The organism is Bacillus sp. SLBN-46 (assembly GCF_031453555.1).
Lineage (GTDB): Bacteria > Bacillota > Bacilli > Bacillales > Cytobacillaceae > Neobacillus.
In genome coordinates, this window is record NZ_JAVIZM010000001.1 from 1,818,854 (window position 1) to 1,833,862 (window position 15,009).

Consider the following 15,009-nt stretch of genomic DNA (forward strand, 5'->3'; position numbering starts at 1 on the left):
TTTTGAAAAGAGGGAAAAGGATGCGCTCGTATACAAAATCGATTGAAGCATTTAAAGAAGCCCAAACCCTTATGCCTGGCGGCGTAAACAGTCCTGTTCGTGCCTTTAAATCAGTGAATATGGACCCGATTTTTATGGAAAGAGGCAAAGGGTCTAAAATTTATGATATCGATGGCAATGAATACATTGACTATGTACTTTCATGGGGTCCTCTAATCCTTGGACATACCAATGACCGTGTCGTGGAAGCAATGAAAAAAGTAGCGGAGCTTGGTACAAGCTATGGTGCGCCTACATTGATGGAAAATGAGCTGGCAAAGCTTGTTATTGAACGTGTTCCATCAATCGAAGTGGTTCGGATGGTATCATCAGGTACAGAAGCAACGATGAGTGCCCTTCGTTTAGCAAGAGGGTATACAGGACGTAATAAGATTTTGAAATTCGAAGGCTGCTATCATGGCCATGGAGATTCTCTGTTAATTAAAGCTGGTTCAGGTGTGGCTACACTAGGCCTTCCTGACAGCCCGGGCGTTCCTGAAGGAGTAGCATCCAATACGATTACGGTAGCGTACAACGACCTTGAAGGCGTAAAGTATGCGTTTGAACAATTTGGGGAAGATATCGCTTGTATCATTGTTGAGCCAGTTGCTGGGAATATGGGTCTTGTTCCTCCACTTCCAGGATTCTTGGAAGGACTGCGTGAGATTACATCGGCAAATGGCACATTGCTCATTTTTGACGAGGTTATGACTGGCTTCCGCGTGGGCTACAACTGTGCACAAGGGTACTTCAATGTAACGCCTGATATCACCTGTCTTGGAAAAGTAATCGGTGGTGGACTTCCTGTAGGTGCATACGGCGGTAAGGCCGAAATCATGCAGCGAATTGCTCCAAGCGGCCCGATTTACCAAGCCGGAACCTTATCTGGTAACCCGCTTGCTATGACAGCAGGTTATGAAACATTGAGCCAGTTAACGCCAGCACATTACGAGGAGTTTATCCGTAAGGGCGACCTTCTTGAAAAAGGCTTTAAGGCTGCTGCGGCAAAATACGATATTCCTATTACATTTAACCGCGCGGGATCCATGATTGGTTTCTTCTTTACCAATGAAGAGGTTATTAACTTTGAAAAAGCGAAAACATCTAATTTAGCGTTCTTTGCAGAGTACTACCGTGAAATGGCAGAGCAAGGTATTTTCTTACCACCTTCTCAATTCGAAGGATTATTCTTATCGACTGCCCATACGGATGAAGACATTGAAAAAACAATACAAGCAGTGGAAATTGCATTTTCGAAGCTTAAATAAATTCATTTGTAGGCACCCACCAAATCCTGGTGGGTGTTTTTTGTTGATGTTTTTCTGGTGAAATGTGGTAAAAAAGCCAATACCTCTGAAAAATGAGCCAATCTCTTACGAAAATGATCCAATCGTTGGTAAAAATAAGCCAATAATGATAAATTTTGAGCCAATCATTAATACTCAACAATAAAATAATTTGGATTTCTAGTTGTAAACACTTAAAAATCAATGTGAGTAGTGTAAAATTACACTAAATTATCCTGGTGAAATGATTTATCAGCGAATTTTGAGCCTTTATCAGCGAATTTACCCAATATATCGGCGAATTTATGATTTTATCAGCGAATCGAACCTTTTTATCAGCGAATCACGTTTCTCCTAATTCTTTTCCCTCTGCAATGATGTTTTTTATCATAAATAAATCTCATTGTTCATAGAGTGTAAGTGACATAGTGATTTTGCGTGAAGGATACGAAAGGAGGAGTCGCTTTGTCCCAAGAGAATCAATCGTGCCTACGATTTTCTTTGGAGGAATCTTTGTGGTTTAGAAAAGGACAGGAAGTCGAGGAACTTCTATCGATTTCTCTAGACCCGGATATTACCATCCAGGAAAACGATCAGTACGTAACCATACGTGGTTCGTTGGAGCTTACCGGCGAATATAAAAGTTACGAACCTAGCAATGAGGGTAGCGAAGAGGAAGTAACATCTCAAAAGTTTGTAGAAAGGGTGGCAGAACGCGAGGAAGGCACCTGTGAATTTTCACATCGCTTCCCAGTCGATATCACTATCCCGAACAATCGGATTCAAAGCATCTATGATATTGATGTTCTCGTTGAATCATTCGATTATTCTACACCAGAGCGTAGCTGCCTTAAACTATCTGCAGAACTGACCATCAGTGGTTTATATGATGCAGAGCAGCAGGAACAAGTAGAACCTGAATATGAGGTACTTAACCGTTACGAAACGGAAGAGGCTGAGGAAGAAGCAGCCATTGAACAAGCAGCAGTTCAAAGCACATACGAAAACAACTTCTTATTTGAAGCAGAGGCAAGAAAACAACAGGAAGAGGAAGAAGTAGAAGTATTACCGAAGTTCCCAACCTTTAACTATCAGCCTTCAGCAGATGAACAAGAAAAATTTGAGCCTGCATGGGCCAGAAATGAAGGCGGCCAGCCAGTTGAGATCGAAGAAGAGGAAATCGTTGTTCAAGAACAAGCAGCACCACAACCAGAGGTTATTTTTGAAGAGGAAGTAAAGCATGTAGAAGAAAGCTCATCATCCCCTGAGGAAGCACCGAAGGTCAAGAAGAAGAAGGCAGCCAAGAAGAAGAGTATGACACTTACCGAATTTTTTGCAAGGAAAGATGAAAACTCCGCCCAAACCAGTTTACGGGTTTGCATAGTACAGAAGGGGGATACAGTAAGTACCCTCGCAGACCGTTATGATGTTACGGTTCAAAATCTGTTGCGCGAAAATAATCTGGAACTCAATCAAGATGTGTATGAGGGGCAAGTATTATATATCCCTAGTGCTTTTGCAAAAAAATAACCATTCACAATTGTTGAGCGGGTTTTCTTTAACCTGCTCAGCTTCTTTTAAAAGCTATTTCGGCTTTTCCATTGAAAGAAGGTCGAGTTGACATGAATGAGTCAAATCGGATACAAATGCTAGCGCCGGTATTACAAAATTATTATATTGAACCTCATTTTGTAGAGGATTATGGCACCGTACAAAAAATTTATTCCAATAAAGGTACGTTTGCCTTAAAGAAAATCAATCCTTCAATCGGGACTGATTTCATTCGCCATGTGCATCTTCTGTATCAAAAAGGGTTTAATCGCATCGTTCCAATTTATCCAACAATGGATGGCAGGTATGCGGTGCTGCACGAAAATGACCTGTACTATCTCATGCCCTGGATGCCAAATGATTTAAAAGATAACCGCGAGCAAACCAATCTGCAATTATTTCGCGAATTAGCGAGACTTCATACCCTTTCGGCAAAAGAAATCACTGTCAACAAAGAAGAACGAACAGAGCATTATGAAAAGACCATTCAAGAGATGGAAAAACAGCAGGAATTCCTAGATGGTTTTATCGATCAGTGCGAAAAAAAGACCTACATGTCTCCGTTCGAATTATTGTATTGCATGTATTATAACGAAATTAGCCAAGCGCTAAGATTTTCAAAAACAAAATTTGAAGAATGGTACGAAAGTACAAAGGAAAACGAAAAGGCTCGCATGGTAATAACCCATGGCAAATTAGCTTCTGAGCATTTTTTATATGATGATCGAGGATACGGCTATTTTATTAATTTTGAAAATGCACGTTATGGTTCACCGATTCATGATTTGCTCCCTTACCTTTCTCGTGCAATAAATACCAGGCCGAAGCGGAGTGATACAGCAATCGACTGGGTATACCATTATTTTAAATACTTCCCGTTTAAAGCAGATGAGAAGTTATTATTTTTCAGCTATTTAGCTCTTCCCATTCCGATCATACAAGTAGCGGAGAGCTATTATCGGAAGCAGCGGCCAAAGAATGAGTTGAAATATGTAAGCCAGCTGCAGCACCGATACTGGCATTTGAAAAATTCTGAGTATATTGTCATGAAAATGACGGAAATCGAAAACGCACAAAAAGCAAAAGAAGGAGCCCAGCAGCAGTCATAACTCTGCAAGATGGGCTCCTTAAATAATGTCAAAATAAATGGATACAGCAAGGACAAGAAAACAGGTTAATAGTAATACATCAAATACGGTTGGTAAAAGCAGCGTCCGGATAAATTGAAAAATACTAAACGGAATAATCAATTGAGCAGCAATCCTTCGGCACGTGATGAACCAAGGCTTATATTTGTATTTATGAAAATTCCTCTTCATCCCAGAATCTCCCCCTTTGGGATTTAACCTTTATTTTATATATATTCCAAATGCCTATAGAAGTTCTCCATTAAATACATACAGTATAAAAAATAAAAAAATTGGTTATCATGATTGACGTCAAACCCTTTTTTTCGGTAGTATAACAATATAATTAAAATAACAAGCAACGACAGGGAAGAGTACGATGCCATCCTACTTTTAGAGAGGGAAATCATTAGCTGAAAGATTTCCTAAGAGGAACATCAGAAGGTCGCCCAGGAGCTTCTTCTGCGAAAAGGTCAAATGATCTGATTAGTTGAAGACGGATGAAATCCGTTATCCCGTTAAGTGCCAATCATGTTTTTTTATTGATTGGAAAAAAGGTGGTACCGCGAAGCAAACTCCATTCGTCCTTTTATGACGAATGGGGTTTTTTATGTTTTTGTGGAAACAGTAGCTTAAGAAGGAGGAATTTTTGATGGAAACAAAAGAATTAACGATGCCAACGAAATACGACCCGCAATCGATTGAAAAAGGTCGTTATGACTGGTGGCTACAAGGGAAGTATTTTGAAGCAAAGGATGACGAGGGGAAACAGCCTTATACTGTTGTTATTCCACCGCCAAACGTTACAGGTAAGCTTCATTTAGGTCATGCATGGGATACAACCCTTCAAGATATCGTTACACGTATGAAACGGATGCAAGGCTATGACGTGCTTTGGCTTCCTGGTATGGACCATGCGGGTATTGCCACACAGGCGAAGGTAGAAGAGAAGCTTCGTAGTGAAGGCAAAAGCCGTTACGATTTGGGCCGTGAAAAGTTCGTTGAAGAAACTTGGAAGTGGAAGGATGAATATGCTTCCCACATCCGTCAACAATGGTCAAAGCTAGGTTTAGGCTTAGATTACAGCCGTGAGCGTTTCACTTTGGATGAAGGGTTATCAGATGCCGTTCGTGAAGTATTCGTTACTCTATACAATAAAGGTCTGATTTACCGTGGCGAATATATTATTAACTGGGATCCTTCTACGAAAACAGCCTTATCTGACATTGAAGTAATCTATAAAGATGTTCAGGGGGCGTTTTACCATCTGAGATATCCTTTAGCAGATGGCACTGGATCCATCGAGGTTGCGACAACTCGTCCAGAAACGATGCTCGGTGATACAGCTGTTGCGGTTCATCCTGAAGATGAGCGCTACAAGCATTTAATTGGAAAAACCGTTATTCTGCCAATCGTTGGCCGTGAAATTCCAATCGTAGCAGATGATTATGTAGATATGGAGTTCGGTTCTGGTGCGGTTAAAATTACCCCTGCACACGATCCGAACGACTTTGAACTTGGCAACCGCCATAACTTAGAGCGTATTCTCGTTATGAATGAAGATGGCTCGATGAATGACAAAGCAGGAAAATATAAAGGTTTGGATCGCTTCGAATGCCGAAAACAAATTGTAAAGGACCTTCAAGAGCAAGGTGTTCTTTTCAAAATTGAAGAGCATCTTCATTCCGTTGGGCATTCTGAGCGTAGTGGTGCAGTTGTTGAACCTTACCTATCTACTCAATGGTTCGTTAAGATGCAGCCACTAGCAGATGAAGCGATTGCCCTTCAAAATAAAGAAAACAAAGTCAACTTTGTTCCTGACCGCTTTGAAAAAACCTACTTGCGCTGGATGGAAAATATTCGTGATTGGTGTATTTCACGTCAGCTTTGGTGGGGACACCGGATTCCTGCATGGTACCACAAAGAAACAGGTGAAGTATTTGTAGGTCACGAAGCACCAGCAGACGCTGAAAACTGGGAGCAGGACAAAGACGTACTAGATACGTGGTTCAGCTCAGCATTATGGCCATTCTCAACCATGGGCTGGCCGAACAAGGAAGCAGCAGATTTTAAACGTTACTTCCCAACAGACGTTTTGGTAACAGGCTACGATATTATTTTCTTCTGGGTATCCAGAATGATTTTCCAAAGCATCGAATTTACAGGTGAACGTCCATTTAAAGATGTTCTGATCCATGGTCTTGTTCGTGATGAACAGGGACGTAAAATGAGTAAATCACTTGGTAACGGTGTGGACCCGATGGATGTCATCGATCAATATGGGGCCGACTCCTTACGATACTTCTTATCGACCGGATCGTCTCCAGGTCAGGATTTACGCTACAGCACGGAAAAGGTTGAAGCAACCTGGAACTTTGCTAATAAAATTTGGAATGCTTCACGCTTTGCCTTAATGAATATGGACGGCATGACTTACGAAGAAATTGATTTCAGTGGTGAAAAATCCGTTGCGGATAAATGGATTTTAACAAGACTAAATGAAACGATTGACCATGTTACCAAGCTTTCAGACCGCTATGAATTCGGTGAAGTAGGCCGTGCATTATACAACTTCATTTGGGATGACTTCTGTGATTGGTACATTGAAATGGCGAAGCTTCCATTATATGGTGAAGATGAAGCAGCAAAGAAAACGACTCGTTCCATCCTTGCTTATGTATTAGATCAAACCATGCGTCTATTACATCCGTTTATGCCATTCATTACCGAGGAAATTTGGCAGAACCTCCCACATGCTGGTGAATCTATTACGACAGCTGCATGGCCAGAGGTGAAACCAGAGCTTTCCGATGACAAGGCAGCTCAGGATATGAAGCTACTTATGGAAATGATTCGCGCGGTACGTAACATTCGTGCGGAAGTGAATACGCCAATGAGTAAGAAAATTAAAATGCTGGTTAAAGCGAAGGACGAATCAATCCTGAAGGCCATCGAAACAAACCGAAGCTATATTGAGCGCTTCTGTAATCCAGAGGAATTACAAATGGGCATCGATATTGAATCACCTGAAAAAGCAATGACGGCGGTTATTACAGGCTTGGAAATCATTCTTCCGCTTGAAGGCTTAATTAACATTGACGAAGAAATTGCTCGTCTTGAGAAGGAATACGAAAAATTAAATAAAGAAGTTGAGCGCGTTCAAAAGAAATTAAGCAATGAAGGATTCATGAAGAAAGCACCTGAAAGTGTTGTTGCTGAAGAGCGTGCAAAGGAAAATGACTATCTTGAAAAAAGAAACATCGTGGAAGCACGCATTAAAGAATTAAGAGGGTAACCTTTATGTAAAGGGGTTAGACCCCACTAAAATAATTGTGGGGATTGGCTCCTTTTTCTTATTAATAAAAATAGATGGGGTGTCACGAAATGTTTACTTCATATAAAGAAGCCCTAGACTGGATCCACGCCAGATTACGGCTTGGGATTAAGCCTGGTTTGAAACGAATGGAATGGATGATGGACAAGCTGGGTTCCCCTGAAAAGAAGATCCAAACGATCCATGTGGGAGGGACAAACGGAAAAGGCTCGACCGTCACCTACCTTCGTAATATTTTACAAGCAGTGGGATTTAAGGTGGGTACCTTTACCTCACCATATATCGAGCAATTTAATGAGCGTATTAGTGTGAATGGAAAACCGATTACGGATGAAGAGCTTTTACACCTGGCCAATATCATTCGACCATTAGCAGATGAATTGGAAGAAACAGAGCTTGGGGGACCGACTGAGTTTGAAGTGATCACTGCTATGTCGTTTTATTATTTTGCAGAAATGGGCAAGGTGGACGTGGTTGTTTATGAAGTGGGATTAGGAGGACGATTTGACTCCACCAACATTCTTCATCCACTAGCTTCTATTATTACAAATATCGGATTGGACCACACGAACATTCTCGGAAACTCGTATGAGGAAATCGCTTTTGAAAAAGCAGGAATCATCAAGGAGCATACTCCGATTTTTACGGCGGTTAAACAACCAGGAGCTCTTAAAGTAATAGAGAATCAGGCAGAAAAAATGAAGGCACCGATTTATCGACTGAACCAGGAATTTTCTATTTCTGAGCACCAATCATTGACTAAAGGTGAAAAGTTTACTTTAACTACACCCTCACAAGCCTTCATTGATTTCGAAATCAGGATGATCGGTCAGCATCAAACAGAAAATGCAGCGCTTGCAGTCTGTGCAGCACTATACTTAAATCAAGAGGGTTCGTTTCCTATCAGTGACCAAGCCATTAGAGAAGGCTTGAAAAAGGCATACTGGCCTGGCAGATTTGAAATCTTATCTGAAAAGCCATTAGTCATCATCGATGGGGCTCACAATGAGGAAGGGATTACAGCCCTTGTGCAAGAATTATCAACAAGATATAAAGAACGACACATCCATATTGTGTTTGCTGCATTAAAGGATAAGAAGTTGGATGAAATGATTGCAAAGCTGGATCAGGTATCGAATCAACTCTCATTTGTCAGCTTTGACTTTCCGAGAGCAGCAGCAGCGGAAGAATTACTAAAAATCAGTCATTCTACCAATAAAGTGGCGGTCACTAACTGGGAATCCTATCTTTTAGAGGAGATTCAGGCTCTAGATTCATCTAGTATGCTTGTTATTACTGGTTCTCTCTATTTTATCTCTGAGATAAAACCACATTTATGTAAATATTTGAAAAATATGACGATTTCTTTATGACAAGCTATAGTAAAAGTGGTAAAATGTTTTTATCTCGAATTAATAATAATATGAAGGGGAGGTAAGTAAGATGGTTAAACCGCTAACAAAACAAGCCATTTTTCTTGTATGGTTTTTATTAGTTCCTACAGGGCTGTGGTTTACCTATCATACGTATCCTCTTGAGATTAATGGGCATTGGATAGATCTATTAGCCTTTTTGTTATTAACCTCCGTGGTTGCTTCCATGCCTATTGTCATTAACGAAATGTATATCTTTTTAATTCAATGGGTGGCGCTGGCTACCTTTTTGCGGTTTGGTTTATTCGTTGAAATTATCTTTGCTCAGATTGCAGTTGTTGTATTATTACTTAAACTAAGGATCCTTCGCAAGGGTGAACTGTTCCGCTTACCGCTAAATTTGATTATGTTTTTTTTCGTTTCTTTTTTAAGTGGCGGTTTATATTATTTACTTGGCGGAGATACAGGAGAAAATCTACAAATTAATGCAGACTTCTTGTTGTTGGCGGTCTTGTATGCGGTACTTAGCTATACCTTAAATCAAGTGATTCTCGCATTTAATTTATATGTGATTTATAAAAGTAAGGATCCTTTTTTTGGGAAAGAACTCTTTGTCGAGACAATTACTACGTTAATTACCTTCCCAATCGGATTCATTTTGTACATTCTTTATAATAATTTAGGCTTATTAGCCCTCCTCTTTGTGGGAGTGCCATTTGTTAGCTTATCTATGATCTTTAATCTCTATTATTCTAGTGAAAAAATAAATGAGTACCTGCAAAAGGCAGCCGAGATTGGTCATCAAATGGCTGAACGCTTGTATATTGATGATGTCGTTAACCTATTTATTCAGAAATTAAGTGAAATGCTTCCGGTGGACTATGCTTATATACTTGAGGCAAGCGGCGATGAACTGAAATTGATTCGCCGGATTGAATCAGGGAAGGCGTTACCAAATGATCAGCAGACTATGAGTATTCATGAAGGAATCAGTGGAATGGTTTGGGAAAGCCGAAAGGCCTTCCTATTCAAAACAAAGAAGGATTGGATTGAGTATTCCAATGGCTACATTCCGAAGGATGCCGAAAGTATTCTGGGTGTACCCATCATTAGAAGTAAAAAGTTAATTGGTGTCTTACTGTTAGCTTCAAGAAGAAAACGGGCCTATGAAAAATCACAGTTAATGATTATCGATATTCTTTGCTCTCATTTTGCTGTGGCAATTGAAAATGCCCGTCATTATGAGCAAACCAAGAGACAGAGCGAACGTTGTGCCTTAACAAATCTATATAATTATCGTTACTTTGAGAATATGCTAACAGAAGAATTTGAAAAACTTACTCGTTTCGAGCGCAAAATACTCTCATTAATTATTCTCGACATTGACCATTTTAAAAACGTGAATGACACGTATGGGCATCAAAGTGGAAATGAAATTTTATGTGAACTAGCAAACAGGCTAAGTAAGCTGGTAGGAGGCCGAGGAACTGTTGCCCGTTATGGCGGCGAGGAATTTGTGGTCCTTTTACCTGATGTTTCAAAAGAAGATGCCTATCAAATGGCTGAACTCATCCGTCAATCCATCGCCAACTGGCCATTCAGCATAAGCCAGTCGCTAGACCAAAAACAGCAGCAGGTCAGAATCACCGCTTCCATAGGTGTGGCAACCGCACCAGAAGATGCCGAAGATGCATTAGCATTAATCCGCCATGCTGACCGGGCACTTTATGTAGGGGCTAAGCGGGCAGGTAGGAACAGGGTTGCGGAGTATTCGTCTTGTTAAGTGCTAAATTACTTAGTAATAAAACAATGGACCTAACTTTAACAGTAAGGTCCATTGTTTTTTAGTATTCATAGTTTACGTCGTTCAATACCGTATCTCCCCATTGGACATCCGTAGCAGGAACTGCTGGAGTACCACATTTTTGCTGGAATTCTTGATCGGTTACACTAGTTTTAACCCCATTTATTTTTCCTTTTACTACTAATAATCCACCAATCTTACTTCCTGGCTGCCTATAGGTTAAATCTCCAATCACACATAATCTTGATAAATTGGGTGAACCTGAAACAACAAGTTGATTCCCTATGTTGGTATTTCCGTTAACGTAAACTATTGATTTATTGGTAACATTAAGTTTTCCGTTTATAGTCAAGTTTCCATTAATATATAGTTTAGATGAATCAGCTGTTAGATGACTACCAAAGGTAGCGAAACCATTGGTCTCCATTGTAACATTCACGGTATTAATCATATTTTTTCCGACTGTTAAAGAGTTTCCAGTATGAATAAATGAATTGGTTGTATTATTAGCATTACCACCTAGTGTTAGGGTGCCTGTTGTAAAAATGGTCCTCCCACTTATATTATTATTTTCATTGAAGGTCCCTGGTCCCTCAACATAAATATTCGTACAGGTTCCAAGTGCTGCTGGATTTTTACAATAGTTTGGATCAGTACTTTTGGGTTGTGTGATACTGTCGAAATTTGGTAGAGTATAGGAACTAGCTGAAGAGCCACTTGTTAAGTTTATTATTGTAGGTGCAAATGTCATAACGGTGCTTAAAACAGTAGTTTTTCCATTTTGGTTCCCCTGCACTTTTAAAAGAACTTTTGGTTCTTGTGTTGTTTCATAAAAGTTTTTTTCAATAATTGTGTAAGAAGTATTTGATTTTCCATCAATTGTAACAGTTGATAGTTCATTCTGTAGACCAGACTTAATTGCACTTTTCATTTTTGAAATCCCAAGATTCACATAATAATCATTGCTTTGAAGGTTCTTAGCTGAGCGGTCTAATTCAATTTGTGCCTTTACTTCATCGCTGATTTGTTGTTTCTTTATTTCGTAAATATTTTGAACTGCAACCTGGTATTGAGTCATTCCCATTTCGGCTAAGGCTACTGATTGGGTCGTTTTCTCAACTACTTGATTTTGTTTGACACTACTAAATGCACGACCCATAAAGGAAAGCATAATAACCATGAATATTACAATAATTAATAATACTGTTGGTAGTGCGTAACCTTGTTCCTGTTGTCCCGAGAACATTATATTCCACCATCCTTTAGCCGATAGAGAATCGTTTCTATCTCTAATTTATTTTCAGAATCATTCTTTTCAGAAATAGTAATTGTTAATTTAACATCCTCAATGTCAGGTTGAACAAGCCCTGTTCGATCCAATGAAAAGCAAAGGCTAGGTTGATCAAATACATAGGTTTGGGTAGAATTATCAGATTTAGTAGCATTAACTGTAATTGTGCAAGTTCCAGTAATAATGTTATATTCTTTAGAAGTTTGGTGTATTTTCTTTAGGTTTGTTATTAGAAGATTTGTTTCTTGTTGCATCGTATTTTTAGATATAGATTTTTGCGAAAATTTATATCCTTGAATAAAGACACTCCAAATAATAATCCCAATAAAGGAGAGAATGGCTAAGGTTACTAAAAGTTCGATTAGTGTTAAACCTTGTTGTTTTGTGAGCAAAACAAACCATCTCCTTTCTATAAAATAATGTATCCGTATGTTTCACTAATGATATTATTTCGTTTATTTAATAGTTCGACTTGAATTAGAAAGGTTTTATTTGGTGTAGATACTAAATCAGAGCTTATCTTAATCTTGATGTAAACATTATAGTTGCTCTCAACGGTTTTAAAATAATAATAGCCCGCTTCCGTCTTTACATATTCTTGTAAAAATGTGCCAGTAGGGTTTTTGAGAAAATTTTTTAAATCCTCCGATTCCTGCCATTCAATTAGTATCTCTTTTGCAGTATTAATTGCTTGAGTTTTATCAGCATTCTCATTATTCATAAATCCCATCTGTGGGAAGAAACGCATGAACGATAAAAATATTATCGATAAAATGACAATTGATATAAGTACTTCTATTAGTGTGACACCCTTCTCTTTTTCATTCATTACCATAAAACCTTCCCTTCAAGGGTGAAATTTAGTTTAGAAGACTTTTCAGAAAAAGCATAGAAACTTTAGTAAAAATGACCTATAAATATTTTCCAGCTTCTTTTAAACTATTTAAAAATATTATACAATATTTAGTAGACGAAATTTGTCTGATTTTTGAAGAAAAAAACAAAAAATAATAGACTTTGCAAGAAAATGTAGTTAAATAGTTTACATGAATGATATAAGAGGGTGTGGATTTATGATTTCAATGATATGGGCCTTTTGTTCTATGGTTATACTTTTGTTGATTATAACCTTTCTACCTTTAGGACTGACTAATAAAGGGAAGGTTTTTCTTGTTTTAACTAGCTTTCTTCTTGCATTGGGAGGACTCGCAGCAGTTGTTTCTTTCCCACTTTGGAAAACAGCATTATTGCTAGTTGTTCTCATCTTTTTTACCGCGTACTTTTTGGATAAAAAGATGGGATCTTTTTTGTACAAAGAAAGTCCTGAATATAAAGAAGAGAGGACCAAGGAAATTATTAATCCATATATTAATTCCAAACTTGCAAAAGAAAAGGAAGATGCTTCTTTTAAATTACATGAGTTGGATAAAGCCTCTGTTTTAGATAATGTAAATGAAAATTTCATTTACGCACCTCAAGAATATAAGCAAAACTTGGATAATGAAGACAAATTATTTGTTGAGGATATTTCCTTCTTACTTGAGCGAACCGAAGGAAACGACGAGGTTGATCAAATTAAAGAAGTTGAGGAGACCGAAACAGGTTATTTATCAGAAATTGAGAGTTTGCTGAATGAGGGTTTTGATGAATCAGAAAATCATTCAAAAAGTGAATTGCTGGGAAAACTAGATGACTTATTGCCATTAAAAGAAGTTAGAGAAGAAGATTCAAAAGAATTATCGATTTTTAATGATTTAGAAACCTTAATTTCTTCTGAATCGGATCTCTTTATATCAGAAAAAGTGGCAGTTGGAAAAGTAGATACCGAAGAAAAGAAAAAAGTATCCGTATAAAAATAAGTTGAAGGGAGGTAGATAAAGTGAACAAACATCAACAAATCTTCAAGGTATTTGTTGTTTTATTTTTTGGTACAGCATTTATTTTTAGCTCCTCCCATTATGGTGCAAAAGCGTTTGAAAAAATGACCAATGCTGATGGGAAGTTTTCGGAAGGGACAACTATAGGATCTCTTGATGTGTCTGAAAAAACGGATGAAGAAGTTAAAAGTATGTTGGAACAGAAGTATGTTGATTGGCTGAAGGAAGAATCTATTAAACTGCAATACGGTGAAATAACAGCAACATTGGATTTAAATCAATTCCATTTAGATGCACAGCAAACGGTTGATTCTATTAAAGATGGTCAAAAAAACACAGCTTTCTTTACGATTGACAAGCAGAAGGTAGTAGAGCAGTTGGGACTTCTATTTCCGCAGTTAGAAAGTAATGATTTTGATTTAGATAAGCTCATTTCCAGTTTAAGCCAAACTGCTTCACTTTTCCAAGAAGGTTACCATATCTTTAACCTATATAATGATTACCTAATAGCAAGTCAAAAAAAGGATTCAGTATTAAATACAGCGGTCATTAATTTAAATGAAATTCCTAATGAATTGCAAATATTCATTGAAAAAAATCCTGAGATTGAACTGAAAAAGGAAGCAACATTTTCGCTACTTGAATTAGCCAAGAAACAAAATATGAAAGACACTTATACATTAAATGTATTAGCCAGCGGAATTTATCAAGCTGTTCTGCCTACTAACATTTCAATTGTGGAAAGAAACATCAGTAGTTCACTACCTGATTATGCTTCATTAGGTTATGAAGCAAAGGTAAATCAAAGTAGAAATGTTGATTTAATTCTAGCTAACCCTAATAAGGTTAAGTATACTTTTGACCTACAATTAGAGAATGGACAATTAATTGTTACCCTTAAAGGGCAAAAGTTTGCCTATAATTACAAAATCAGTACAAAAGACGAACAGAGGTTAAAACCTAAAACGATTGTTCAATATAGCCCATTGCTCCTTCCAGGGAAAACGAAGGTACAGACAATTGGAACTGAGGGTCGTATAATTAAGGTATATAGAGATATATACCAGGGTGGATCATTTATTAAAAGTGAATTAATTTCGGAGGATTACTATCCTCCAACCTATCAGGTGGAGATTCATGGTCTAGGTGGAAGTGAGCAGGAAGCTACAACTACAACAACAATCAACAGTCAGACCACAAGTCCAAATAGTACTACTATTGATCAGACCCAAACTCAGTCAACTATTGAAACAGACCAACAAGAATCCAATGATAGTAACCTTTGGGGAAAAACGAATGAACAACCTAAATAAAAGCAGGGATCAAA

The 15,009-nt window shown here is 38.2% G+C and carries 12 protein-coding genes and 1 other annotated feature; of the genes, 8 read left to right on the forward strand and 4 right to left on the reverse strand.

The features are described from left to right. Positions 1 to 20: 20 nt before the first annotated feature. The 3 genes from hemL (at position 21) to ysxE (ending at position 3,985) form a co-directional block, all read left to right on the forward strand. Entirely contained in the window at positions 21 to 1,307 is a 1,287-nt protein-coding gene (gene hemL / locus QFZ87_RS09235) for a glutamate-1-semialdehyde 2,1-aminomutase (RefSeq protein WP_309860302.1), read from the forward strand. A 456-nt stretch (positions 1,308 to 1,763) separates the two neighbouring features. Further along, positions 1,764 to 2,855 (forward strand): stage VI sporulation protein D, encoded by a 1,092-nt coding sequence (gene spoVID, locus QFZ87_RS09240; RefSeq protein ID WP_309860304.1) that lies wholly within the window; start codon positions 1,764 to 1,766, stop codon positions 2,853 to 2,855. A gap of 92 nt (positions 2,856 to 2,947) precedes the next feature. Then, positions 2,948 to 3,985, forward strand: a complete 1,038-nt coding sequence (ysxE, locus tag QFZ87_RS09245) for a spore coat protein YsxE (RefSeq protein WP_309860307.1) — start codon at positions 2,948 to 2,950, stop codon at positions 3,983 to 3,985. Between the two features lie 18 nt (positions 3,986 to 4,003). Here the strand turns inward: ysxE and QFZ87_RS09250 are convergent, their stop codons facing one another. After that, complete coding sequence (locus tag QFZ87_RS09250; RefSeq protein WP_309860309.1) at positions 4,004 to 4,195, reverse strand: hypothetical protein; 192 nt, start codon at positions 4,193 to 4,195, stop codon at positions 4,004 to 4,006. A 160-nt stretch (positions 4,196 to 4,355) separates the two neighbouring features. Continuing rightward, positions 4,356 to 4,595, forward strand: a binding site (T-box leader). A 60-nt stretch (positions 4,596 to 4,655) separates the two neighbouring features. On the opposite strand from QFZ87_RS09250, the gene QFZ87_RS09255 reads away from it, so the two are divergent. From QFZ87_RS09255 to QFZ87_RS09265, 3 genes are all read left to right on the forward strand, one after another. Next, entirely contained in the window at positions 4,656 to 7,298 is a 2,643-nt protein-coding gene (locus QFZ87_RS09255) for a valine--tRNA ligase (protein WP_309860311.1), read from the forward strand. An 89-nt stretch (positions 7,299 to 7,387) separates the two neighbouring features. After that, positions 7,388 to 8,710, forward strand: a complete 1,323-nt coding sequence (locus tag QFZ87_RS09260; RefSeq protein WP_309860313.1) for a bifunctional folylpolyglutamate synthase/dihydrofolate synthase — start codon at positions 7,388 to 7,390, stop codon at positions 8,708 to 8,710. A 70-nt stretch (positions 8,711 to 8,780) separates the two neighbouring features. After that, complete coding sequence (locus tag QFZ87_RS09265; RefSeq protein ID WP_309860315.1) at positions 8,781 to 10,493, forward strand: sensor domain-containing diguanylate cyclase; 1,713 nt, start codon at positions 8,781 to 8,783, stop codon at positions 10,491 to 10,493. 61 nt (positions 10,494 to 10,554) lie between these two features. Here QFZ87_RS09265 and QFZ87_RS09270 read toward each other — a convergent pair whose 3' ends face one another. Genes QFZ87_RS09270 through QFZ87_RS09280 form a run of 3 tightly spaced genes read right to left on the reverse strand, consistent with a single transcriptional unit; the run spans position 10,555 to position 12,640 of the window. Next, positions 10,555 to 11,760, reverse strand: coding sequence for a hypothetical protein (locus QFZ87_RS09270; protein ID WP_309860317.1), 1,206 nt, complete (start codon positions 11,758 to 11,760; stop codon positions 10,555 to 10,557). Next, positions 11,760 to 12,197 carry a PulJ/GspJ family protein gene (locus tag QFZ87_RS09275; protein ID WP_309860319.1) on the reverse strand — a complete coding sequence of 146 codons (438 nt, stop codon included), beginning with the start codon at positions 12,195 to 12,197 and terminating at the stop codon, positions 11,760 to 11,762. The genes QFZ87_RS09270 and QFZ87_RS09275 overlap by 1 nt, the downstream gene beginning before the upstream one ends. A 17-nt stretch (positions 12,198 to 12,214) precedes the next feature. Next, positions 12,215 to 12,640, reverse strand: a complete 426-nt coding sequence (locus tag QFZ87_RS09280; RefSeq protein ID WP_309860321.1) for a prepilin-type N-terminal cleavage/methylation domain-containing protein — start codon at positions 12,638 to 12,640, stop codon at positions 12,215 to 12,217. A 238-nt stretch (positions 12,641 to 12,878) separates the two neighbouring features. Between QFZ87_RS09280 and QFZ87_RS09285 the strand changes: the two genes are divergently transcribed. Then, positions 12,879 to 13,658, forward strand: a complete 780-nt coding sequence (locus tag QFZ87_RS09285) for a hypothetical protein (protein ID WP_309860323.1) — start codon at positions 12,879 to 12,881, stop codon at positions 13,656 to 13,658. Between the two features lie 26 nt (positions 13,659 to 13,684). After that, positions 13,685 to 14,995: a G5 domain-containing protein gene (locus QFZ87_RS09290; protein WP_309860325.1), complete on the forward strand. Its 1,311-nt coding sequence runs from the start codon at positions 13,685 to 13,687 to the stop codon at positions 14,993 to 14,995. Positions 14,996 to 15,009: the final 14 nt, after the last annotated feature.

Coding starts and splice junctions, on each gene's coding strand:
- hemL (WP_309860302.1), top strand. CDS start 21: ATGCGCTCGTATACAAAATCGATTGAAGCATTTAAAGAAGCCCAAACC.
- ysxE (WP_309860307.1), top strand. CDS start 2,948: ATGAATGAGTCAAATCGGATACAAATGCTAGCGCCGGTATTACAAAAT.
- QFZ87_RS09250 (WP_309860309.1), bottom strand. CDS start 4,195: ATGAAGAGGAATTTTCATAAATACAAATATAAGCCTTGGTTCATCACG.
- QFZ87_RS09255 (WP_309860311.1), top strand. CDS start 4,656: ATGGAAACAAAAGAATTAACGATGCCAACGAAATACGACCCGCAATCG.
- QFZ87_RS09260 (WP_309860313.1), top strand. CDS start 7,388: ATGTTTACTTCATATAAAGAAGCCCTAGACTGGATCCACGCCAGATTA.
- QFZ87_RS09265 (WP_309860315.1), top strand. CDS start 8,781: ATGGTTAAACCGCTAACAAAACAAGCCATTTTTCTTGTATGGTTTTTA.
- QFZ87_RS09270 (WP_309860317.1), bottom strand. CDS start 11,760: ATGTTCTCGGGACAACAGGAACAAGGTTACGCACTACCAACAGTATTA.
- QFZ87_RS09280 (WP_309860321.1), bottom strand. CDS start 12,640: ATGGTAATGAATGAAAAAGAGAAGGGTGTCACACTAATAGAAGTACTT.
- QFZ87_RS09285 (WP_309860323.1), top strand. CDS start 12,879: ATGATTTCAATGATATGGGCCTTTTGTTCTATGGTTATACTTTTGTTG.